The 21,981-nt window shown below is 67.5% G+C and carries 21 protein-coding genes; 8 read left to right on the plus strand and 13 right to left on the minus strand.

Features of this window, described 5'->3' with window-relative positions; all coding sequences use genetic code 11:
* Positions 1-24: 24 nt before the first annotated feature.
* Entirely contained in the window at positions 25-879 is an 855-nt protein-coding gene (locus tag ACZ1JC_RS07570) for an SDR family NAD(P)-dependent oxidoreductase (protein WP_465140156.1), read from the plus strand.
* Positions 880-1,000: 121 nt separating this feature from the next.
* On the opposite strand, the gene ACZ1JC_RS07575 is transcribed toward ACZ1JC_RS07570, so the two are convergent.
* Genes ACZ1JC_RS07575 through ACZ1JC_RS07590 form a run of 4 tightly spaced genes read right to left on the minus strand, consistent with a single transcriptional unit; the run spans position 1,001 to position 5,415 of the window.
* Positions 1,001-1,900, minus strand: coding sequence for an NAD(P)-dependent oxidoreductase (locus ACZ1JC_RS07575; protein ID WP_465140155.1), 900 nt, complete (start codon positions 1,898-1,900; stop codon positions 1,001-1,003).
* Between the two features lie 25 nt (positions 1,901-1,925).
* On the minus strand, positions 1,926-3,362 hold the full coding sequence (locus ACZ1JC_RS07580; protein WP_465140154.1) for an aldehyde dehydrogenase family protein: 1,437 nt from the start codon (positions 3,360-3,362) through the stop codon (positions 1,926-1,928).
* On the minus strand, positions 3,359-4,612 hold the full coding sequence (locus ACZ1JC_RS07585) for a CaiB/BaiF CoA transferase family protein (RefSeq protein WP_465140153.1): 1,254 nt from the start codon (positions 4,610-4,612) through the stop codon (positions 3,359-3,361). Before ACZ1JC_RS07585 ends, ACZ1JC_RS07580 begins: the two co-directional genes overlap by 4 nt.
* Positions 4,609-5,415, minus strand: a complete 807-nt coding sequence (locus tag ACZ1JC_RS07590; protein WP_465140152.1) for a crotonase/enoyl-CoA hydratase family protein — start codon at positions 5,413-5,415, stop codon at positions 4,609-4,611. The genes ACZ1JC_RS07585 and ACZ1JC_RS07590 overlap by 4 nt, the downstream gene beginning before the upstream one ends.
* A 111-nt stretch (positions 5,416-5,526) precedes the next feature.
* Between ACZ1JC_RS07590 and ACZ1JC_RS07595 the strand changes: the two genes are divergently transcribed.
* The 3 genes from ACZ1JC_RS07595 (at position 5,527) to ACZ1JC_RS07605 (ending at position 8,563) form a co-directional block, all read left to right on the plus strand.
* Complete coding sequence (locus ACZ1JC_RS07595; protein ID WP_465140151.1) at positions 5,527-6,414, plus strand: LysR substrate-binding domain-containing protein; 888 nt, start codon at positions 5,527-5,529, stop codon at positions 6,412-6,414.
* Positions 6,415-6,488: 74 nt separating this feature from the next.
* Positions 6,489-7,643, plus strand: a complete 1,155-nt coding sequence (locus ACZ1JC_RS07600) for an acyl-CoA dehydrogenase family protein (protein ID WP_465140150.1) — start codon at positions 6,489-6,491, stop codon at positions 7,641-7,643.
* Complete coding sequence (locus ACZ1JC_RS07605) at positions 7,640-8,563, plus strand: acyl-CoA dehydrogenase family protein (protein WP_465140149.1); 924 nt, start codon at positions 7,640-7,642, stop codon at positions 8,561-8,563. The genes ACZ1JC_RS07600 and ACZ1JC_RS07605 overlap by 4 nt, the downstream gene beginning before the upstream one ends.
* Here ACZ1JC_RS07605 and ACZ1JC_RS07610 read toward each other — a convergent pair.
* Genes ACZ1JC_RS07610 through ACZ1JC_RS07625 form a run of 4 tightly spaced genes read right to left on the minus strand, consistent with a single transcriptional unit; the run spans position 8,551 to position 14,942 of the window.
* Entirely contained in the window at positions 8,551-8,904 is a 354-nt protein-coding gene (locus ACZ1JC_RS07610) for a hypothetical protein (protein WP_465140148.1), read from the minus strand. The genes ACZ1JC_RS07605 and ACZ1JC_RS07610 overlap by 13 nt on opposite strands.
* Before the next feature lie 17 nt (positions 8,905-8,921).
* Positions 8,922-9,599, minus strand: coding sequence for a nucleoside hydrolase (locus ACZ1JC_RS07615; RefSeq protein ID WP_465140147.1), 678 nt, complete (start codon positions 9,597-9,599; stop codon positions 8,922-8,924).
* The gene (locus tag ACZ1JC_RS07620; RefSeq protein ID WP_465140146.1) at positions 9,599-12,700 is read right to left on the minus strand and encodes a family 78 glycoside hydrolase catalytic domain; all 3,102 of its coding nucleotides are present in this window, start codon (positions 12,698-12,700) and stop codon (positions 9,599-9,601) included. The genes ACZ1JC_RS07615 and ACZ1JC_RS07620 overlap by 1 nt, the downstream gene beginning before the upstream one ends.
* A 22-nt stretch (positions 12,701-12,722) precedes the next feature.
* The gene (locus ACZ1JC_RS07625; RefSeq protein ID WP_465140145.1) at positions 12,723-14,942 is read right to left on the minus strand and encodes a glycoside hydrolase family 3 C-terminal domain-containing protein; all 2,220 of its coding nucleotides are present in this window, start codon (positions 14,940-14,942) and stop codon (positions 12,723-12,725) included.
* Positions 14,943-15,104: 162 nt separating this feature from the next.
* Here ACZ1JC_RS07625 and ACZ1JC_RS07630 point away from each other — a divergent pair, with 162 nt between their 5' ends.
* Positions 15,105-15,749 (plus strand): TetR/AcrR family transcriptional regulator, encoded by a 645-nt coding sequence (locus tag ACZ1JC_RS07630; protein WP_465140270.1) that lies wholly within the window; start codon positions 15,105-15,107, stop codon positions 15,747-15,749.
* Between the two features lie 75 nt (positions 15,750-15,824).
* Entirely contained in the window at positions 15,825-16,166 is a 342-nt protein-coding gene (locus ACZ1JC_RS07635; RefSeq protein ID WP_465140144.1) for a hypothetical protein, read from the plus strand.
* 51 nt (positions 16,167-16,217) lie between these two features.
* On the opposite strand, the gene ACZ1JC_RS07640 is transcribed toward ACZ1JC_RS07635, so the two are convergent.
* Entirely contained in the window at positions 16,218-17,099 is an 882-nt protein-coding gene (locus ACZ1JC_RS07640) for a crotonase/enoyl-CoA hydratase family protein (protein WP_465140143.1), read from the minus strand.
* Positions 17,100-17,226: 127 nt separating this feature from the next.
* Between ACZ1JC_RS07640 and ACZ1JC_RS07645 the strand changes: the two genes are divergently transcribed.
* On the plus strand, positions 17,227-17,733 hold the full coding sequence (locus ACZ1JC_RS07645) for a nuclear transport factor 2 family protein (protein WP_465140142.1): 507 nt from the start codon (positions 17,227-17,229) through the stop codon (positions 17,731-17,733).
* Between the two features lie 37 nt (positions 17,734-17,770).
* Positions 17,771-18,526: a glucose 1-dehydrogenase gene (locus ACZ1JC_RS07650; RefSeq protein ID WP_465140141.1), complete on the plus strand. Its 756-nt coding sequence runs from the start codon at positions 17,771-17,773 to the stop codon at positions 18,524-18,526.
* Positions 18,527-18,550: 24 nt separating this feature from the next.
* Here ACZ1JC_RS07650 and estDL136 read toward each other — a convergent pair whose 3' ends face one another.
* From estDL136 to ACZ1JC_RS07670, 4 genes are all read right to left on the minus strand, one after another.
* Positions 18,551-19,492: a chloramphenicol hydrolase gene (gene estDL136, locus ACZ1JC_RS07655; protein WP_465140140.1), complete on the minus strand. Its 942-nt coding sequence runs from the start codon at positions 19,490-19,492 to the stop codon at positions 18,551-18,553.
* A gap of 83 nt (positions 19,493-19,575) precedes the next feature.
* A complete protein-coding gene (locus ACZ1JC_RS07660; protein WP_465140139.1) occupies positions 19,576-20,454 on the minus strand; it encodes an SDR family NAD(P)-dependent oxidoreductase in 879 nt (292 codons plus the stop codon).
* Positions 20,455-20,483: 29 nt separating this feature from the next.
* The gene (locus ACZ1JC_RS07665; RefSeq protein ID WP_465140138.1) at positions 20,484-21,191 is read right to left on the minus strand and encodes an EthD domain-containing protein; all 708 of its coding nucleotides are present in this window, start codon (positions 21,189-21,191) and stop codon (positions 20,484-20,486) included.
* A gap of 15 nt (positions 21,192-21,206) precedes the next feature.
* Positions 21,207-21,968 carry an SDR family NAD(P)-dependent oxidoreductase gene (locus ACZ1JC_RS07670; protein ID WP_465140137.1) on the minus strand — a complete coding sequence of 254 codons (762 nt, stop codon included), beginning with the start codon at positions 21,966-21,968 and terminating at the stop codon, positions 21,207-21,209.
* Between the last annotated feature and the right edge of the window lie 13 nt (positions 21,969-21,981).

Here is a 21,981-nt window from a genome sequence, read left to right on the forward strand (position 1 = left end):
CGATACCAAAAGGGAGAATTTGCCATGGCGCGTGACGCCGAAGTTTTCGCAGGCGGCGTGGCCGTCATCACCGGGGCCGGATCGGGCATCGGCGCGGGTCTTGCCCGCCGTGCCGGCGCATTGGGCATGACCGTGGTGGTCGCCGATATCAATCAGGCTGCCGCGCAGGCGGTGGCGGATGTCATCCAATCCGCCGGCGGCAAGGCCGAGGCCGTGCGCGTGGACGTATCGAAGCCCGAAGAGCTGGACCGGCTGGCCGACCATGTTTTCGCCACCCATGGCGACGTGCGCCTGCTGGTGAACAACGCCGGGATCGAGACGGTGGGCTTCACCTGGGAAATCCCCGTCGCCCGCTGGGAAGCCACGCTGGACATCAATATCCACGGCGTGATCCACGGCGTGCGCGCCTTCGTGCCGCGCATGCTGGAAAGCGGCAAGGAGGCATGGATCGCCAACTTGTCCTCGATCGGCGGCTTCTCGGTCATGCCGGCGCAGACCGCCTACATCGTCACCAAGCACGCGGTGCAGGCCTTCAGCGAGTGCCTCTATCTGGAAATGCAGTTGAAGGAGGCGCCGATCCACGTTTCCTCGATCATTCCGGGCATGCTCAAGACCAACATCTTCAACGCCGAAGCCGGCGCGGGTGAGCCCGAAGCTGCCGCGAGCCACCGCCGCAAGATGGCCGAGATGATGAGCGCCTATGGCATGGATCTGGACGAAGGCTGCCGCCTGTTCCTGGAACAGATCGCGGAGAACAAGTTCTGGGTCCACAGCCAGCCGGAGATGAGCCGGCAGGTGCTGGAAGGGCGCATGGCCTTCTTCCAGAACGAAACCCCGCCCTTCATGCCGGACATCGCCCGCGAGATCGCCGCGGACTGACCCAGCTCCCCGAAAAAAGCCCCGGGAAGGCTGACCGCTTCCCGGGGCTCAGGTTTGGCCCTTTTTTGCGGAAAAGGGCCTGCGCACGGCTGACGGGGACGGAAATCCCCCCGGATTCCCGTCAGGCTTCCGTGCGCGGAGAGTCGATGGCGGCGTTGCGGCAGGCAAAGTCCAGCACCGCCGAATAGTCTTGTCTGGCAAAGTCGCCCGCCCGCGCCGCGCCATAGACGGCGTGGGCGGCGGCCCCCACCGGCAGGCCCATACGCTGCTCGGCGGCGGCGGTCATCGCCAGGGTCATGTCCTTGAAGGCAAGGTCGATGGTGAAGCCGGGCGCGGTGTCGCCCTTCAGCACCTTGTTGACCATCAGCGTGTGAAGCTGCCCGTTCTGCGCAGTGGTGCCGCCGGTCACCTTGAGGATCGTGTCGATATCGAGGCCGAGCTTGGTGCCAAGCGCCACTGCCTCCGCACAGACCTGGGCGATGGTCAGCAGCAGGAAGTTGTTCACCAGCTTCATGCGGCTGCCGGTGCCTGCCGGGCCGCAACGGTAGATATCCTTGCCCATGGCGCGTAGCAGCGGCTCCACCCGCGCGAAGTCGGCATCGTCCGCGCCGACCATGAACAGCGATTCCCCGCGCTCGGCATGGAGGACCAGGCGGCCGATCGGGCTGTCCACGAAGGCCACGCCCTTTTGGGCGCAGGCGCTGGCCACGCGGTCCGCGCCATTGGCGTCGATGGTCGACATGTCCAGCAGCAGCGCACCCGGCGCGGCATGGGCCAGCACGCCATCGGGGCCGAGAACGACCGCCTCTACATGGGGCGTCGCCGGCAGGCAGGTGATGATCACGTCTGCGCCGCGCACCGCATCGGCCACCGTTTCGGCCCTGCTGCCACCCAGCGCGACAATGGCCTCGGGCCGGCTCGGGTCGATGTCGTAGGCGGTCACCGCATGCCCCGCATTCTGCAGGTGCCGTGCCAATGGCAGACCCATGGCGCCAAGGCCGATATAGCCGATTCTGGTCATGTCAGGCTCTCCCGATCGGCCGGCGTCATGCGGCGCCGTGGTGGATGTAGGACGTCTTGCTTTCGGTGAAGAATTCGGCGCTGGCCGATCCCGTCTCGCGCGCGCCGTAGCCGGAGGGTGCGCGGGCACCGAGCGGCACGTGGTATTCAAGGCCGGCGGTCGGCGCGTTGACCATCACCATCCCGGCCTGCGACGTCTTGCGGAAGCGTTCGGCGCTTTTGAGGCTGGTTGTCGCGATCCCGGCGGTCAGCTTGTAGTCGCAGGCATTGGCGGCACCGATCGCGGCGTCGAGGTCGTCCACCTTGATGACGGAGGCGATCGGGCCGAAGGATTCGTGCTGGTTGCAGGCCCATTCGTTGCGCGTGCCGACCAGCAAGGTGGGCGCCATGTAGTAGCCGCGCGTGCGCGCTTCCACGGCCGTGCCGCCCGCCGCCAGTTCGGCGCCTTCGCCCTGCGCCTGCTTCACGAAGTCCAGATTGGCTTCGAACTGCGGCCGGTTGGCGACCGGGCCGATCTGCGTTTCGGCATCGAGCGCGTGGCCGACGCGGTAGGCTTTGGCGGCCTGTTCCAGCCTTTCCACGAAAGCATCGTGGATGCCGCGCGTGACGATGAAGCGTTCCGTGCCGGTGCAGCGTTGGCCGGTCTGGATCCACGCGCCATTGGCGGCGATTTCCACCGCCAGATCGAGATCGGCATCGTCCAGCACCACCAGCGGGTTCTTGCCGCCGAGTTCAAGCTGGCACTTGGTCATCGTTTCCGCCGCGCGGCGCAGCACCGTGCGGCCGGTTTCGGTGCCGCCGGTGAAAGTCAGCGCGTCGGCGGCGTCGATCATCGCATTGCCGGCCGCGCGCCCGTCACCGATGGCGAGGTTGAACACGCCTTTCGGCAGCCCCGCATCGTGCAGCACTTCGGCCAGCATGACCGCGCAGCCCGGTACGAAGGTGGAGGGCTTCAGCACCACCGTGTTGCCATAGGCCAGCGCCGCCGCCACTTTCCACGAAGGCAGGGCGATGGGGAAGTTCCACGGCGTGATCGCCGCGACCACGCCCACCGGCTCGCGCGTCACCAGCACATTGTGCCCGTCACGCATCGAATTGTACCACTGGCCTTGCGGGCGCACGACTTCACCGGCGTAGAAGTGAAAGCACTGCGCGGCGCGTACGGTCTCGCCTAGGCCTTCGGGCAGCGTCTTGCCTTCCTCTCGCGCGAGCAGGGTGCCGATTTCCTGCTTGCGGGCCAGCAGCAGGTCGCCGACGCGGTGGAGCAGATCGGCGCGGGCCTGCATGTTGAACCCTGCCCAGCCCGCCTGTGCGCGGCGGGCGGCGTCCATGGCTTCCGCGACCTCGCCGGGTTCGAGCCGGGAATAGCGGCCGACCACCTCGCTAAGATCGGACGGGTTGATCGTCTCGAACGTCGCGGCGCCTTCGCGCCATTGCCCATCGATGTAGCTACGCCCGATCATCCCAGCTTCTCCGCAATCACGCCGCCGGCTTCCAGCCGCTCAATCTCGTTATCAGTAAGTTCTAACTTATATTTCAGCGTTGCAAAGGTATCTTCGCCGGAACGTGGCGGCGCATGGCGGTAATCGGCTGGCGTTGCGCTGAATTTCGCGGGAAAACCGAGGAAGCGCACCGGCGTGCCGTCGCTGCGGGCGATCTGCCGCACCAGTCCGCGCGCGGCGATCTGGGGATGCTCCAGCACTTCGGGAATGGTGTTCACTTTGCCACCCGGCAGCTTGGCCTTTTCCATCGCCGCGATCAGATCGGCCGCCTGCCAGCGCGCGATCGCGGGGCGCATTTCGCCCAGCAGCGCATCGCGGTGGACACTGCGGCCGCCATTGCTGGCAAAGCGCGGGTCGTCGGGCAGGTCGGGCCGGCCTATCAACTCGCAGAAGGCGCGAAACTGCCGGTCGTTGCCCAGCGCCACCAGCACATCGCCATCGGCGCAGGCAAAGTCCTGATAGGGCACCGTATTGGGGTGCTGGTTGCCGAGCCTTCGCGGCATGAGGCCACCATTCATCCAGTTCGACGCCTGATTGGCCAGCAGCGCGACTTGCGTATCGAGCAGGGCCAGATCGATGTGCTGCCCTTCGCCCGTGCGCTCACGGTGGTGGAGCGCGGCGAGCACGGAGATCGCCGCATAGAGCCCGGTGGTCAGGTCGCTGATCGGGATGCCGACTTTGATTGGGCTGCCACCTGCTTTGCCGTCCGCCTCACCATCTGGCAGGCCGGTCACACTCATCAGCCCGCTCATGCCCTGCACAAGGAAGTCGTAGCCGCCATTGTCCTTCAGCGGCCCGTCCTGCCCGAACCCGGTGATCGAGCAATAGACGATGTCCGGCCGGATCGCCTTGAGGCTCTGGTAGTCCAGCCCGTACTTGGCCAGCCCGCCGACGCGGAAGTTCTCCAGCACGACATCGGCCTCGGCAGCCAGACGGCGGATCAGCGCGGCTCCTTCGGGATCGGCCATGTTGATCGCGACCGATCGCTTGTTGCGGTTGGCGCAGAGGTAATAGGCGGAATCGCCCGACCCGTCTTCGAGGAACGGCGGGCCCCAGCGGCGGGTGTCGTCGCCGTGGCCGGGTTGTTCGATCTTGGTCACTTCGGCGCCGAGATCGCCCAGGATCTGCGAACACCACGGCCCGGCGAGCACGCGCGAAAGGTCCAGCACGCGGATGCCGGCAAGCGGCCCGGTGGAGAGGGGGCCGCTCATTGCCCGGTGAACTCCGGCGCGCGCTTTTCCAGGAAAGCGGCCACCGCCTCGCGGTGGTCCTCGGTATGATGGGCCAGCGCCTGATAGGCGGCGGAAAGCTCCAGCAGCGGGGCCAGCTTCATGTCCTGCCCTTCGCGCAGCAGGCGCTTGGCCATGCGCGTGGCTTGCCCCGGATTGGCGGCGATCTGCCCCGCGATTTCCAGCGCGCGGGGGAGGAGGCTTTTAGGCGGAACCACTTCGGAAACGAGCCCGAATTCCAGCGCCCTTGCCGCGCCGATGGTCTCTCCGGTAAGCGTCAGCTGGCTGGCGCGCGCCATGCCGATCACGCGCGGCAGCAGCCAGGCACCGCCATCGCCCGGCACGATGCCCAGCTTGACGAAACTTTCCGCGAAGAGGGCGCCCTCCGCCGCGATCCGCACGTCGCACATGCAGGCAAGGTCCAGCCCGGCGCCGATGGCGGGGCCGTTGATCGCGGCGACCACCGGCACTTCCAGTTCGTAGAGCGCCAGCGGGATCAACTGGATCCCGGTGCGATAGGCATTGCGCAGCGGGAAGGGCGCGCCGGCGAACATGCCCTTGCGCTCATGCATGTGCTTGACGTTGCCACCCGCGCAGAAGGCCTTGCCCGCCCCGGTCAGGACGATGGCGCGGACGGAGGCGTCGCGGGTCATCGCCGCGCAGAAATCGGCGATTTCCTCGCTGTGCGCGGTTTCGGAGATGGCGTTGCGGCTATCGGGGCGGTCGAGCGTGGCCATCACGATGGCGCCGTCGCGCTCCACGCGCAGGAAGGGCTGTTCGGCCATGTCTCGTCCTCTCCGCTCCGGGCTCTGGTGCCGGGTCCTTGAGGAGGGCTATGCCTTTGCGGCGATCTTGACTAATATTGATTTCTCACGAAACGATATTCGATCGGTATCATGGACCTTCGCCAGCTTCGCTACTTCACCGCGCTTGCCGATACGCTGAACTTCCACCGCGCGGCGGAGCGGCTGAACATGTCGCAGCCGCCGCTGACGGTGGCGATCCGCAAGTTGGAGGAGGACTTGGGCACGCCCCTGTTCGAGCGTGAGACGCGCGGCGTGCGGCTCACCGCGGCGGGGCAGGCCGCGCTGGGCCCCGCCCGCGCGGCGCTGGCGCAGGCGGAGCAAGTGCGCGAGGCGGTACGGCAGGGCGCGGCGGGGCTGAGCGGCCGGCTGACAGTCGGCTTCATCGGCTCGGCCGTGGCGGGGCTGCTGCCGCGCATCGTCTCGCCCTTCCGGCAGGCCTATCCGCAAGTCGACCTCGTGCTGGAGGAGATGAACAGCGTGGAGATCGTGCGCGCCATTGCCGCGCGGCGGATCGATGCCGGGCTGGTACGCCTGCCGGTGATGGACGCGACGCCGGTGGTCATCGACGTGATCGAGCGGGACGTGCTCCATGCGGCGCTGCCTACGGCGGATGTGCAAGGCCGCGATGCGGTCGCACTGGCCGAGTTCGCGGACCGTCCGCTGGTGATCTACAGCCCGGTCAGCGTGCTGCACGCGACTATCCGGCTGGCCTGCCAACGCGCCGGAATCGCGCCGCGCATCGCGCAGGAGGCGATGCAGGTGCAGACGATCCTGGGGCTGGTGCAGGCGGGTCTCGGCTGGGCGCTGGTGCCCGCGCGCACCGCCCGCTTCGTGCCGGACGGAGTGACCTTGCTGCCGCTGACCGAACCCATCGCCATCGAGATGGGAATCGCCAGCGCGCAGGACGCCGGCCCGCTGGCGCGCAATTTCGTGAAGACTGCCATCGATATTCAATCGGTATCGATAGAGGGGCACTAAATATTTGAACGCAGTTGCGGGCAGGCGCATCGCGGACCGGCAAGGCGGGGCTCCACCGCCGGTCACGCAGGAGGATGCCCGACGTGTTCGATACGCTGACGCTGGCGTCGCTGCCGCCCGAGGATGAGGCGCTGCGGCCCCGCATTCGCGAATTCCTCCAAGGCCGTCTGCAATGCCTGCCGCTCGATCGTCGCGCGCGGTCGTGGCAGGGGTTCGACGCCGCTTTCAGCCGCGCGCTGGGCGAAGCGGGCTTTCTGGGCCTGACGCTGCCCAAGGCCTATGGCGGGCAGGAGCGCGGCCCCTTCGCCCGCTTCGTGGTGGTGGAGGAACTGCTGGCCGCCGGGGCCCCGGTCGCCGCGCACTGGATCGCCGACCGTCAAAGCGCCCCGCTGATCCTCCACTACGGCACAGAGGCGCAGCGCCGACGCTACATCCCCGCTATCTGCCGGGGCGAGGCACTGTTCTGCATCGGCATGAGCGAGCCCGGCTCCGGATCGGACCTTGCCAGCGTCCGCACCCGCGCCGAGCGGACGGCGAGCGGCTGGCGGCTCAACGGCCAGAAGATCTGGACCACCAACGCGGCGCATTCGCACTACATGATCGCGCTGGTCCGCACGTCCGGCGCGGCGAGGGACCGGCAGGCGGGGCTCTCCCAACTGATCGTCGACCTGTCGCTGCCCGGCGTCACCGTGCGGCCCATCGTCGACCTGACCGGCGATGCCCATTTCGCCGAAGTCTTCTTCGACAATGTCGAACTGGGCGAGGACGCGCTGGTCGGGCGGGAGGGGGAGGGCTGGAAACAGGTCACCGCCGAACTCGCCTTCGAGCGGTCGGGGCCGGAACGTATCTATTCCAGCGTGGTGCTCCTGGATGCCTGGATTGCGCATTTGCAGGCCGCCGGGCGCACCGATGCCGCGCCGCTGGTGGGGCAATTCATGGCCGAACTGGCCGCGCTGCGCGCCATGTCCATCGCCTGCACCGCCCGCCTTGCGCGGAGCGAAAGCCCGGTTGTCGAGGCCAGTCTGGTCAAGGACCGGGGCACCGGATTCGAACAGGCACTGCCGCTGGCCATCGGCGACGATCTGGCCGCGCATCCGGACGAAGCGGTGAGCCCGGAACTGTATCGCACGCTGCTCTACGTCACGCATATCGCGCCCAGCTTTTCGCTACGCGGCGGCACGCGGGAAATCCTGCGCGGCATCATCGCGCGCGGGATGGGCCTGCGATGAGGGAGGACGAGATGGACCTGCTGGAACCTTTCACCCGCATGCTGGCTTCCGCCTGCCCCCCTGCCGTGGTCCGCGCAGTGGAAGCGGGAGAGCCGTGGGAGCCGCTCTGGGACGAGATCGCCGAATCCGGTTTTCTCGACGCGCTGGTGGCGGAAGAACGGGGCGGCGCGGGGCTGCCCTTGGCCGAAGTCGGGCCGCTGTTCGAAGCGCTCGGCGCCCATGCCGTGCCGCTGCCGGTGGGCGAGACGATGATCGCCCGCGCCCTGCTGTCGCGCGCCGGCATCGCAGTGCCGGATGGCCCTGTGGCCTTGGCGAGTTCCGCCGTGCAGGCGCCGCCCTGCCTTTCGGTGGCCAGGCATGTGCTGATCGATCAGGGCGAGCGGCTGCGACTGACCGATCCCGCGTCAATGACATCCGGCACGCCGCTCCCGCGCCCCGAACATGGCCTGCGCCCGCTGGCCGCCGTGCTCCGCGCGGCGCAGATCGCCGGTGCGGCGGGGCGCCTGCTGGAAACGACCGTGGCCTATGCCAACGAACGCGTGCAGTTCGGCAAGCCCATCGGCCGCCAGCAGGCGCTGCAGCAAAGTCTTGCGGTCATGGCCGAAGATGCCGTTGCCGCCCGCATCGCCGCCCGACTGGGGTGTGCAGGCGGGCTCGATCTCTCCGTGGAGGCGGCGGCGAGCGCCAAGTCGGTCGCCTCCACCGCCGCCGCACGCGTCGCCACTACCGCCCATGCGGTCCACGGCGCCATCGGCATCAGCGCGGAATGCGATCTGCAACTGCTGACCCGCCGCCTGCACGAATGGCGCCTGGCGGACGGATCGGAAGGATACTGGAACGCACGCCTTGGCCTTCTGCGGCTCGGCACGCGTGCGGGCTCGGTAGATTGGGTGCGCGGCGCGATCTTTCAGGCGGGGTAATTCATGCCAAGCTTAGCGAAGAAATCTCCGAACATCAGGCGCGTGTCGACGCTGCGATAGACGCGGATCGCTCGCCCGTCGCTGCGCGGCCCATAGCTTCCGTTGTCGTTCAGCAGCGGGGCGGGCCGCTCGTCGAAACGGCTGCCGCCGGTCGCTTCGCTGCGCGGCACCGGGCGCATCGCGGTGGGCGGCCATGCGGTCAGCGCGGTCAGCAGCACCAGCGGGCTATCGCCCAGAGTCCAGGTCTCCCCGGTGTTGAGGTGATAGCGCGAGCCGAAGTCCGCCGCCGCCGCCAGCATGCGCGCATAAAGCCATGCGCCGATCCGGCCATGCGGCGCCACCCGGGCCTGCAACTCGGTCAGAGAGATCTGGCAAGCGGCGTAGACACGGATGGAACCTGCCAGATCGGCACGCCGGATGCGAAGACCTGCTGCGCGGCGATCCGGTCTATGGCGAAATTGTATTCGGCCCCGCCCTCCGGATAGGCGCCGCCGCCGATCCAGATCAACGTCATGCGATTGGCGATGTCCGGTGCCAGTGCCAGCGCGCTGGCCAGTTCGGTAAGGCCGCCGCCCACCGCGACGTAAAGCGGCAGTGCGCTGTCGGTCCGCCGGGCTTCCGCGATCAAGGCCATGGTGCCTGCGGAACGGTCCGGCGCGCCCGAGGTTTGCAGCTTTTGCGCGGCGCCGGTCGCGACCGGAATCGTACCCTCCCGCCCCATCGCGGCGAGCATCTCATGCGCGAGTTCGGTGGCCCGCTGCGCTGTTTCGGTCTTTACGCCGGTGCCGGTGGTGACGATGGCGCGCAGGTCGATCGAGGGTGAGAGCACGGCATGGACGGCCGCGAACAGCCCGTCCACATCGCCGGCCAGATCGTTGACGAGCATGACGCGCGCGCGGGGACCGAGCGGCGGTGCGAACGGGGCTTTGTCGCCGGCCGCGCCGAACGCCAGCGCGGGCAGTATGGTTGCGCCCAGCGTCGCGGCAGACGCGGCGATCATGCCGCGCCGGTCGATCGGGAAACGCGGGCGATCCATCACAGGGCTCCGGAAAAGCGGGCGAGGCCCGAGGCTGCTTTCGCGGTGCGCCCGCCCGGCAGGCGCACTTCGCCCGCGACGCCGGGCGGCAGCTCTACATCAAGGCGGAAGCGGCCGTCCTTCGCGGTCCAGTCTGTACGGATCGGCCCGCGCACGCTGTGATAGGTGGCGCCGCCCGAACCGAGGCGCGGGTCCATGATCGGGGCCACGGCCACTTTGGCGAAGCCCGGCTCCAGCGGGGCGATCCCGGCGATCCGGCGGAACAGGAAAGCGCCGATGGCCCCGAAGGCGTAGTGGTTGCGGCTGTTCATCCCCACGTCGCCCTCATCGCTGTTCCAGCGCTCCCACATCGTCGTCGCGCCCTGCTCCACCATGTAGCCCCATGAGGGTTTCGAACGCTGCAGCAGCAATGTCACGGCCATGTCCTCCTGCCCGGACAGGGCCAGCGCGTCGAGAATGTGCGGCGTGCCGAGGAACCCGGTGGAGAGTTGGTTGCCGCGCCGGGCAATGTCTGCGGCAAGGCGCTTGCCCGCCTCGGCCGCGCCTTCGGGCGAGAGCAGGCCGAAGCGGATGGCAAGGACATGGCCGGTCTGGCTGCCATTGCCGACGCTGCCATCGGGTTTGACATAGGCGGCGGCGAAAGCCTGCCGGATGGCATCGAACAGCGCGCGGTACTTCGCGGCGGCTGCGGCATGGCCCGTCGCCTCTGCCATGTCGGCCATCATCCGCGCATCTTCCGCCCAGAACGCGGTGCCGATCAGGTCCTTGGGCGTGGTGGCCTCGCCCGGATTGGCGGTGCTGGCATCGACCGCCAGCCAGTCGCCATAGTCCGCCCCGCGCGCCTTGGCCCAGAGATGATCGGGATTGGTGGCGAGCAGCCAGTCCATGTAGCGTTCCATCGCCTGCCAGTTGGCCGCGATCACGCCGGTATCGCCATATTGCCGCCACGCCGTCCACGGCAGCACGATTCCCGCGTCCGCCCAGCCGGGCGAGGATAGGCTGACCGTGGGCACGAAAGGCGGGATGCAATCGGGAAAGCCACCCTTGGCGGACTGGCTGTGGCGCACGTCCTCCATCACCCGCGCGGTATAGGCGGCGACATCCATATTGAACGCGGCGGCCGGCCAGAACACTTCGGCATCGCCCATCCAGCCAAGCCGCTCGTCGCGCTGAGGGCAATCGGTAGGCAGGCCGAAGAAGTTCGACTTCTGGCTCCACACCGCGTTTTCCCAGAATTTCTGAACGACCGGATCGCCGACGCGCAGCTCGCCGGTGAGGTCCAGATCCTGATGGCCGACCAGCCCCTCGATCGACCAGCGCGAGGGATCGTCGGGTACGCCGCTCACTTCGATGTAGCGGAAACCGTGGTAGGTGAAGCGCGGCTCCCACACCTCACGTCCTTTCCCGGCGGCGATGTAGATGTCGCGCTGCCAGGCGGTGCGCAAGTTGGACTGGTCGGCGCTGCCGTCTGCGGTCACAAGTTCGGCAAAGCGCATCTCGATCTGCGTGCCGGCAGCCGTTTCGACCGAAAGGCGCGGCCAGCCGGCGAAGTTCTGCCCGAAATCGAGCACGTAGCGCCCGGCGGAAAGGCGGCGCGTGGCGACCGGGCGACGGACCTCGCCAACGCGGATCGGCGGGCAGCGCTGCGGTTCCACCGCCACGGACGGCGCTTCGATGGTTTCGGCCGCCCGCCAGTCCGCGGGGTCGATACGGGCGTCGTGGACTTCGCCGTCGTAGATGCTGGCGGCGCGGACGGGGGCTTCGGCGATCTGCCAGCCGGGGCCGGTGGCGATCACCTCGCGGCGGCCGTCGGCGTAGTCGATCTCCAACTGCGCCTTCAGGCGGCACGGGGCCGGGCCGAAGCAGAAGCGGCCGTTCAGGCTGAACTTCGATCCGTACCAGCCGTCGGCCACGGTGAAGGCCAGCAGGTTGTCGCCATCGCGCAGTGCGGCGGTGACGTCGTAAGTCTGGAACAGCACGCGCTTGGAGGGATCGGTGAATTCCGGCGCAAGCTTGCGGTCGTCCACCGGGGCGCCGTTGATCCGGGCCTCATAGGCCCCCAAGGCCGTGGCATGGAGCCGGGCGGCGCGGACTTTTCCGTTCAGCGCGAAGGATTTGCGCAGCAGGTTGGCGGGATAGATCGGCCAGGGTTCGCCGATCGGCAGCGAGCCGGTGGCAGGCTTGCCGTCGGTCCAGTCGCTGTCGTCGAACGCGGGAAGGTGCCAGCCTTCGGCGGCCTCGTTCGACACCTTCCAGCCGGGGGAGAGCGAGGTCAACCGCTCGCCCAGCACCGGGCCGTGGCGCAGCAGGGCGGCCAGTGCGGGCGGGGCGACGCCGAAGCCCAGTTCTCGCCGCACTTCGACGGCCACGACATTGCGGCCCTTGGCCAGCGTTATCGGATAGACCGCCATCTGCGCCCAGCGCACCGGCCCGTCCTGCGGCACGCCGCGCGGCGCGGGCAGCGGCTTGCCGTTCAGCCAGAGGCCGACCGTTTCATGCGCGGAAAGGCACAGTTCGGCGGGGCCGCCGGAATGCTCCAGATTCCAGCGGAAATGGCGGCTGGCGCCGGCCTTGGGCATTTCGCTGCCGGCGATCCAGTGCAGCCCGGCCATACGGTCCGCTCGGGCAACCGGGGTTTCGGAGGCAAGCCACTCGGCCTGCCAATCGCTGGGTGAGGCAAGGCCGGTTTCCCAGACGGCCGGTGCGCTTTTCAGCGAGCCATGGCCGGTCCACACCTCCACCTGCCAGACCGCGCGGGACCGCGAGGGCAAGGCCGGGCCGCCATAAGCCACATCGAGGCACTGGCCGGAGGGCACCCGCCCGCTGTCCCACAGCAGGTCGCGGCCGGCGGACAAGTCCTCGGCAGATCGGGCGACGGTCACCCGCCAGGCGATTTGCCGCGCGCCCTTGGCGGGGTCGGCCAGCCGCCATGAGAAACGCGGGGGCAGGTCGCCAAGGGCGAGGGGATCGACCAGCCCGCACGTGCGCACGCCCTCGATCCGAGGTGTGGAATCGGGCTTGGCCCAGCTCTCCAGCGGGGCCAGTGCCATACCGGCGCCGGCAAGGCCCGCGCCCATGGCTTCACGGCGGTTCAGGTGCATCTCGGGTGTCCTTAGGTGCCGTTCAGGGCTGCAGCGTCGAAGCGGTCAATTGGGCCGTTGCAGAGAGCGCCGGATCGGTGGCGGAGCGCGCCAGTTCGACCTTCACTTTGCTCGCCGAAACCGTCCAACGCGCGGCGGCGGTATCATAATCGGCCAGCAGGCGCGGATCGGCCGTCAGCGTGACGGTGCGCTTTTCGTCGGGCTTGAGGTCGATCTTCTCCCAACCGATCAGCCGCTTCGCCTTGCCAGGCAAGGTGACGTAGAGCTGCGGCACATCGGCCCCGGCACGCTTGCCGGAATTGACGACGGTGAAGCGCACAGTCAGCGTCTTGCCGCCTTTCACCGAGAGGCCGGAATAGGCGAAAGTCGTATAGGAAAGCCCGTAACCGAAGGCATAGGCGGGCTTCAGCGCCTTGCGGTCGAACCAACGATACCCGGCATCGGCGCCTTCCGGATAGTGGATGGTGAAGGCCGGCGAATTGGTGTTGAGGCCATACGTCAGACGGTCCTGCGCGGTCGGCGGCGGCAGGCCGGCGCCGGGCAGCGTGGGGTTTGGCAATTGCTCCAGCGCGGCCGGGAACGTTACCGGCAGGCGGCCCGATGGATTGACTTTGCCCGCGATCACCGCGGCAATCGCGTCCCCGCCGCGCTGTCCCGGGAACCACGCGGCCAGGATTGCGCCGGCCTTGTCGGCCCAGGGCATCAGCACGGCATTGCCCGTTTCCAGCACCACCACGCTGCGCGGATTGGCGGTGGTGACGGCATCGATCAGCGCATCCTGATCGCCGTCGAGCGCAAGGGTGTGCTGGTCCAGCGCCTCGGTCGCGAACTTTTCCCCGAAGACCACGGCGATGTCGGCCGCTTTGGCAGCGGCTGCGGCGGCTTGGGGATCGGCACCGTCCACGAAAGTGACGTGCGCTTGTGGAAAAGCGGCGCGGATCGCGTCGAGCGGCGGCGTACCGCCATAGCCCTTGCGGGCGAAGGCGGCGGCGGGGCCTTCGTTGATCGCCTCCAGCTTGCGGAAACCGCCCATGGGCGTGACCTGGCTCGATCCGCCACCCGAAAGCACGCCGATATCGGCATGGCCGCCGATCACCGCGATCGAGCGCGCCGATGCGGCCAGCGGCAGCAGTCCGTCGCGGTTGCGCAGCAGCACGATGCCTTCCTCCGCCGCGTGCTGGGCGACGCGTGCGTTCGCCTCCGCATCAATCGGCCCCTTGGCGGGGGGATGCGCGTCAAGGCCATGGGCATAGATCGACCGCAACACGCGGCGCGCGGCGGTATCGAGGGCGCTTGCCGGCACTGTCCCGGCCGCCAGCGCGGCGGTAAGTTCGGTGGAGAACCAGCGCTTGGCGTCGATCTGTTCGCCCTGTTGCTGGTCCAGCCCGGCCTGCAGCGATCCCAGCGAATGGACTGCACCCCAGTCCGACATGACGAAGCCCTTGAAGCCCCATTCCTTGCGCAGCACTTGCGTCAGCAGGAAGGGATTTTCGCAGGCATAAGTACCGCCGACTTTGTTGTAGGCGCACATCACCGCGCCGGGCGCGCCATTCTCGATCCCGATTTCGAACGCCAGCAGGTCGCTTTCGCGCATGGCTTTCTCATCCATCTCCACCGATGCGCTGGAGCGGCCGGTTTCCTGATCGTTCAGCGCGAAATGCTTGATGGTGGAGATCATGTGGTTGGACTGGATGCCCTGGATCTGCGCCGCCACCAGCGTGCCGGCGAGCAGGGGATCCTCGCCCAGATATTCGAAATTGCGCCCGCCTCGTGGATCGCGAACAAGATTGGTGCCGCCCGCCAGCATCACGTTGAAGCCCTTGGCCCGCGCCTCGGACCCGATCATCCGGCCGCCCTCCCGCACCAGCGCCGGGTTCCAAGTCGCCGCCAGCGCCAGACCGGAGGGCAGTGCGGTGGCCGTATCGCCCTTGCGCATGTCCAGCAGGTTGGAAACGCCAAGGCTGGCGTCCGTGGAGAGCTGGGGCGGCACACCAAGCCGGGGCACGCCATCGACATAGCCGGCGCCCAGCGTCGCGCCGTCCGGGCGCTTGGCGGCCAGAACCATCATCAGCATGCGGCCGTGGATGAGGCTGATCTTCTCTTCCTGCGTCATCCGCGACAGCGTTTCTTCGGCCCGCTGGTCTGCGGTTGCGGCAGCCTCATCCGTCTGGGCGGCGAGCGGCACGGCAAAGGCGATCGCAAGTGCGGAGCCTGCCAGCAGGCGCATGGCGATGGTGGGCATCGGTCCCTTTCTCCCAATATCCGTGACGGCGTCCGTCCGGGTTCCTCGCCATGGGTATGGGGCATCGCCGGGGCCTGTCAATAAAATGTTCGGTAGCGTTCGATTTAAGTTTGAAGAGGCGCTATGCTTGCCTGCACTCGGCCGCTGTGGAACAAGCCCGTGATGACGAGTGAACCCAAGAATTCCGCCGGATCGCGCCGTGGCCGTCCCAGCCTTGCGCGTGCATCGGCCATCGACCGACTGGTCATCGATGTCGCGCGCGCGCGGTTTCTGGCGGATGGTTTCGACGCCGTGGCCATGGAGCAGATCGCAGCGGCGGCGGATATTTCGAAAGGCACGCTCTATGCGCGGCACCCCTCGAAGGAGGCGCTGTTCATCGCGGTGATCGACGCTTCGGTGCGCGACTGGTCGGATGAGGCTTCGCGGCAGGATAACGAACTGACCGACGATATCGAGCAGCGCCTGCGCCATCACGCCCGCATGATCGCGAGGTTCCTGCAAACCCCTGAAGTGCTGGGACTACAGCGGTTGCTGCTCTCGGTGCGCAGCCGGTTTCCCGAACTGGCCGCGACCATGCACGAGCGCGGCTATCGCTACATCGTCGACCTGCTGGTGCGCGATATCGAGGATGCGGGCCGGCGCGAGGGGCAGGCGCCGCGCGATGCGGAGGCGGTGGCCCGCATGCTGGTAGCCGGGCTTTCGGGTTTTCAGATCCAGGAGGACGGGCTGGCCGGAAGCGGCGAAAGCCTGCCCCTTTTCGCCGAAAGGCTGGTGGATGTGATCGTGGCCGGACGGGCCGCGTGGTGAGCGCTTGATATTCGAACGATGTCGTTCGATATATTCGACGCGAGGAATTGACCCTCGACTCGATGAGGATGACTGATGCGCAAGATTTCCATTGCTCTCGCTGCCGCAACGCTGGGGATGATCGGTACGCCCGCCTTCGCGGCTGCACCGGCCAAGCCTGCGACTCCGGCTGCTCCTGCGACGCCAGCGCCAGCCGCTAAGGCCAAGTACACCACGACCGATACCGAGATCGGCACCCTGCTGGACGATCCGGCGGCCAAGGCCATCGTCGAAAAGCACATTCCCGGCTTCACCACCAACGATCAGGTGGAAATGGCGCGCGGCATGACGCTGAAGGTGGTGCAGCAATATGCCTCGACCGACATCACCGACGCGCGGCTTGCGGCAATCGACGCCGATTTCGCCAAGCTGAAGTAACCGATTAGCCTCGAATGGCTCCGTCCGCGCTTGCGTGCGGAGCCATTCGTATCAGTCCTGCTGCCACGGAAAGAACGGCGGCAGTGCGGAAGCCTTGCCGGTGAAGTCCGGCGCGCGTTTCTCCAGAAAGGCGGCAACGCCTTCCTTCCCGTCCGCCATGCTGGTGTGGAACATCGCCAGCGATTCCACGTCATGCGCCATGCGTGGACCCGGCGCAGCGCTGTTGCGCAGGACCATCTGGCGGATCAGCGCCACGCTCACGGGAGACCGGTCCCGCACCAGCGAGCGTGCGAATGTGCAGGCCTCTTCCACCAGCGCTTCGGGCGCGTGGATGGAGCGGACCAGCCCTTTGTCGAGCGCCTCCTGCGCGCCGAACGGCTCGGCGCGGTAGAACCATTCCAGCGCCTGCGTCACGCCGACGATGCGCGGCAGGAACCAGGTCGAGCAGGCTTCCGGCGTGATCCCCAGCCGGCCGAATACGAAGCCGATGCGGGCCTTTTCGGCGGCAAGGCGGAAGTCCATCGGCAGCGTCATCGTCGCGCCGATGCCTACGGCCGCGCCGTTGATGGCGCCGACGATCGGCTTGGTGCAGGCGAACATCGCCAGCGCCACGCGCCCGCCGGTGTCCCGCACGCCGCGCTCGATTTCCGGCGCGAGTGGGCGCATGGCCAGGTCGTCCAGCGTGGGGGACAGGTTTTCGTCCAGCCCGAAGACGTTTCCGCCCACCGAAAGGTCCATGCCCGCGCAGAACGCCCGGCCTTCCCCGGTGACGACGATGGCCCGCACGTCGTCGTCCCGGCTGGCGCGGGCATAGGCATCCACCAGTTCGTCGGCCATGGTGACGGTAAAGGCATTCAACGCCTCTGGCCGGTTCAGCGTCAGGCGCAGCAGGCCCTGGTCATGTTCGTATCGGATGGTGGAGTAACCGGCCATTCCTGATCCTCTTTCCCGATTCGCATCACTGCCGCCTACCGGTCAGTTTGATGTTGATTTGCGTAATTCAAAGTTCAATATAAAGCGCAATAAAGCAAATCAGACGATAAATTTCGGAGAGACGCGAATGCCCATCAGCCTGGAAGAGATCGCCGCGCGCCTTGCCGTGCTGGAGGATAAGGAGGCGATCCGTGCGCTCAAGGCCCGTTACCTGCGCGCCTGCGATCTCAAGGAGCCGGACGTGGTGCGAGACTGCTTCCTGCCAACCGGCGCGCGCATCGCTTACGAAGGATTCCCGGAATTTGCGGACCGCGATGCCTTCGTAGAGGTGTTCAGCCAGATGGCGTGCCAGCCCGGCGTGCATGACATTCACCACGCCACCAACTGGGAAATCGACCTTGTCGGGCCGGATGAGGCGCGCGGGGTCTGGTCGCTCAATTTCCGCACCATCCTGATGAGCGCCCAGCGCATCACCCGCCTCGCGGTGGAATATGAGGACGTCTACCGCCGCCATCAGGGCCGCTGGTTCATCGCCGAAACGGTGAGCCGGGTGACGTCGATGATTACCGAGGAAATCGCCGAGGACGGTGCGCTGCGCGTCATCGCTTGCGGCGAAGTGCCAGTGGCTGCTTGAGTGGCTGCCTGAAAGAGATCTGAGAGAGGATATGGGAATGATCGATTACGGATTGGCCGGCAAGGTCGCGCTGGTCACCGGCGCAAGCGGCGGCATCGGCCGCGCCGCCGCGCTGGCCTTCGCCCGCTCCGGCGCCAGCGTACTGGTCAGCGACGTCAACGAGGAAGGCGGCCGTGAAACCGTGTCGCTGATCGAGAAGGCCGGCGGCAAGGCGGTCTGGCAGCGCTGCGATGTCAGCAAGGGCGACGAGGTGAAGGCGATGGTCGCCGCTGCCGTCTCCGCATTCGGCCGCCTCGACTATGCGTTCAATAATGCCGGGATCAACTCCATCGCCGCCAACGAATATGAGGATGAGGTCTGGGCGCGCAGCGTGGGCATCAATCTGACCGGCGTGATGCTGTGCATGCGGGAGGAAGCGGAAGTGATGCTGGCGCAGGGCGGCGGCGCGATCGTCAATACCGCCTCGATCAACGGTCTGGTCGGCAATCCCAGCCAGCCCGGCTACACTGCCACCAAGCACGGCGTCATCGGCCTTACCCGCCACGGCGCGCTGCGCTGGGCCAAGGCGGGTATCCGCGTCAACGCCGTGTGCCCCGGCGTGATCGAAACGCCGATGACCGCACCGCTGGTCGCCGATCCTCAAATGAAGCAAGTGATCGAGGGGATGACCCCGATGGGCCGCATGGGCAAGGCGGAGGAGATTGCCGAGGCGGTCGTCTGGCTCTGCAGCGACGCGTCGGCTTTCGTCACCGGCCATCCCATGGTGATCGATGGCGGGGCGACCGCCATCTGATCAACACCATGTGCGCCTGAACAGTCAGGCGAGCGCTTCGCGTAGTCCCCTCCCGGCGCGCTCCATCCATGGCAGCGCGCCGGGCACCGCCTGGAACATAGACAGGAAGCCGTGGATCATCCCCGGCGCGACAGTGCTGTCGACCTCCACGCCCGCTTCGCCCAGTCGCGCGGCATAGGCCATGCCTTCGTCGCGTAGCGGATCGTGCTCGGCCGTGATCACCGTGGCCGAAGGCAGCCCGGCAAGATCGGGCGTGCCCAGCACGCTGGCGAGTGGAACGTGATCGGCCGTGTCGCTGCCCAGATAGTGCTGCCAGAACCAGCGCATGGCATCGGTGGAGAGGAAATAGCTGCCGTCGCCATTCTCTGCGTAAGAGGCATGGCTGAAGCTGTTGCTGGTGACCGGATAGGCCAGCGCCTGATGGCGCAGTGCAGGCCCGCACTCATCACGCGCGCGGATCGCCACGGCGGCGGCAAGATTGCCGCCCGCGCTGTCGCCGGCCACGGCCAGCCGCGTGGCATCGACACCCAGCGTTTCGCCGTGGGCTGCGGCCCAGACCAGCGCGTCGTAGCAATCGTCCAGCGGGGTGGGGAACGGATGCTCGGGCGCGAGGCGATAGCCCACAGACAGCACCGCCGCCCCGCTCTCGCGCGCCAGTTGGCGGCAAGTGGCATCGTGCGTGTCCAGTGTGCCGATCACCCAGCCGCCGCCATGGTAGAAGACCACCAGCGGCGAGGTTTCATCTCCGGCTTCGCCCGCACTTTCGGGCAGGTAGAGCCGCGCCGGAATGTCGCGGCCGGGCAGGGGCAGGACTAGATCCTCCACCCGCGCCACTTCGGGCGGCGGGGCGAAGGCCATCGGCTGGTCGCTGGTCGCCCGCAGCGCTTCGGGCGTGATCGTGGCGTAATCGACTTTCGGGGCGGCGGAGAACATGTCCAGCAGCGCCTTGATATGGGGATCGAGCATCCTCGGTGCGTTCCTCTCCTTGACCGGCGGGCGTGTTCGCCTCGCCGGTGCCTATCGTCAGTCTGGTCTGCGAGCGGTCTGCGTCAATAGACCGCCGCCGGGTTCTTCGGGCGCGGGCTGCCCAGCATCTCGCGGTGCGAGGGACGCTCCCGTCCGCGATCGGTAACGCCCAAGGTGCGGGCCACTTCGGCGGTGATCAGCGTCTGCCCGGAAAGCTCCTCGCGATCCGGCGCATTCTGGATCGCTTCCAGCACATGCGCGGAAAATTCCGGGTTCTCCGCCATTTCCGCGAAAGCCTCATACTGTTCGGGATTGGTGCGGCGGGCGATCTCCGCCCGTTCGGTGACTTGAGGGCCGAGCCAGAGCGAGACGGCGATCACGCCGGTGCCGCGCAGATCGTGCTCCATGTCGTGCGCCAGCTTGTCGAGGCCCGCCTTCTGCGCGCCATAAGCCGGGCCGTGCATGTAGCAGGAGGCGCCGAACGAAGAGGTCATGGCAATGCAGCCCGATCCCTGCGGCACCATCATCCGCGCCGCATGCCAACTGGCGACATAGGCCGAGCGCAGACCGACATCGAGGATCTTCTGCGCATCCAGCTCCTTCTCCCAGAACGGCATCTTGGCGATCAGCTGGTGATGCATATAGGCGGCATTGTTGACGAGCACGTCCAGCCGACCGGATTCTTGCCGGATCCGATCGAACAGCGCGGCGACTTGCGCATCGTCGGCATGGTCGCAGACCACCGGGATGCCGGTGCCGCCCAGTTCGTTCACGCGGGCGGCGGTTTTCGCCACCGTGCCCGGCAGCACCGATCCGTCCCACCCCTTGGCATCGCCCGGCACGGTCGTGCGGCCGGTGACGTAGACGGTGTAGCCCATTTCGCCGAAGCCGCGCGCAATGCCCGCGCCGGCGCCCCGGCTTGCGCCGGTGACGAGCGCGACCTTTCCGTTTCCTTGCGCCATTTTTCTCTCCCGTTGGTTCTATTGGTACGTCAGTCCGCGAACTGGAATTGGCTGGTCGGGATCACATCGATCCGCGAAAAGTCGATGAAGCGCGTGCAGCTGTCCATCATGATGCGGGCGTTCTCTTCGAACTTGGCGGGGTCGCCGGCCGCGTCGAAGAACACTTCCGGCGCGGACATCGCCTCGGCCGGGAAGCATTCCTCCACGAAGGCATCGTAGGCCGGCGCGTCTGCGGTGAGCGGGCGCACGACGATGTTCTGCACGTATTCGAAGTTTGATTGCGTCTCGATGGCGACGCGGGTGTGTTCGCCCACCCAGTGCGCGAGCGCGGCATCGCGGCTCATGTCGCGGCGGAAGGCCAGGAAGGTGGACTGGCTCCAGCCCCAGGTCCGCGCATCGGGCCGTGGCGGATGCGCATCGTTGGCGATGATGGTCGATTCGCAGACCAGCCATGCGGCGAAACGGTCCGAGTACTCCGCCAGCACGGCGTCTACCGCGCCGCGAAACCGGCTGTTGGCCGAATCCAGCCAGAACTGGACGATCGCATCCTGCTGCGGGGCCTGCCAGCGCTGGACCATCTGGTCGGCCGGCGCGACGGCCGCATCGCGCAAGTTCAGCCGCACACGCTGCGCACCGGCCGCCTGCAGCGCGGCGGGCAATCCGGCCAGCAGCCGTTCCGCATAGGCGGCGCGATTTTCATCCTGAGGTGCCCAAAGGGCAGCGACGATCTTCTCCACGGCCTGTCGTCTCCCTCAGTCGAAGTTGGCCTGCCCGCCGTCGAGCGGGATGGTGGCGCCGGTCAGATAGCCAAGGTCGGTGCCGCACAGGGCGATCAGCGCGCGGCCGATGTCTTCCTCAAGCCGGCCGATCCGGCCGAGCGGAATGGTGCGGAAGAACGCTTCGGCCTCGGCGGGATTGTGTTCGATCCAGCCTTTGAGGCCGGGCGATTCGCCATGCGGCGCGATGGTCAGCACGCGCACGCCGGCGCGGCCCCACTCGGCGGCAGCGGCGCGGGTCAGCGCGCGCGTGGCCTGCTTCACGGCGGCATAGGCGCCATATCCGGTCATGTCCCAGCGGATCCCGGCGGAGGAGGCGAAGTTGAAGATCGTGCCGCCGCCGCGCGCTGCCATCACCGGCTGCACCCGCTTCATAAGGCGGAAGGTGGCCAGCGGACCGGATTCGAAGCCGGCAATGAAAGCCTCGTCCGTCACATCGTCCAGCTTGCCCAGCGGCACTTGCTGCGCGTTGTTGACCAGCACGTCGATCCCGCCGAACGCGGCGCAAGTGGCCTCTACCGCCGCGTCGATCTGCTCCGCATTGGAGACGTCGCAGGCCAGCGCCTGTGCTTCGCCGCCTTCCGCGACGATCGCCTGCGCCGCCTGCGCCACCTTATCGTAAGTGCGGCCTGCCAGCATGACTCGTGCCCCGGCCTGCGCCATCGCCCGCGCCACGCCAAGGCCGATGCCCTGTCCCGCGCCGGTAATCAGCGCCACTTTGCCTTCCATCTCCACCATTATGCTCTTTTAC

The organism is Sphingomonas sp. BL-S-28, assembly GCF_055521515.1.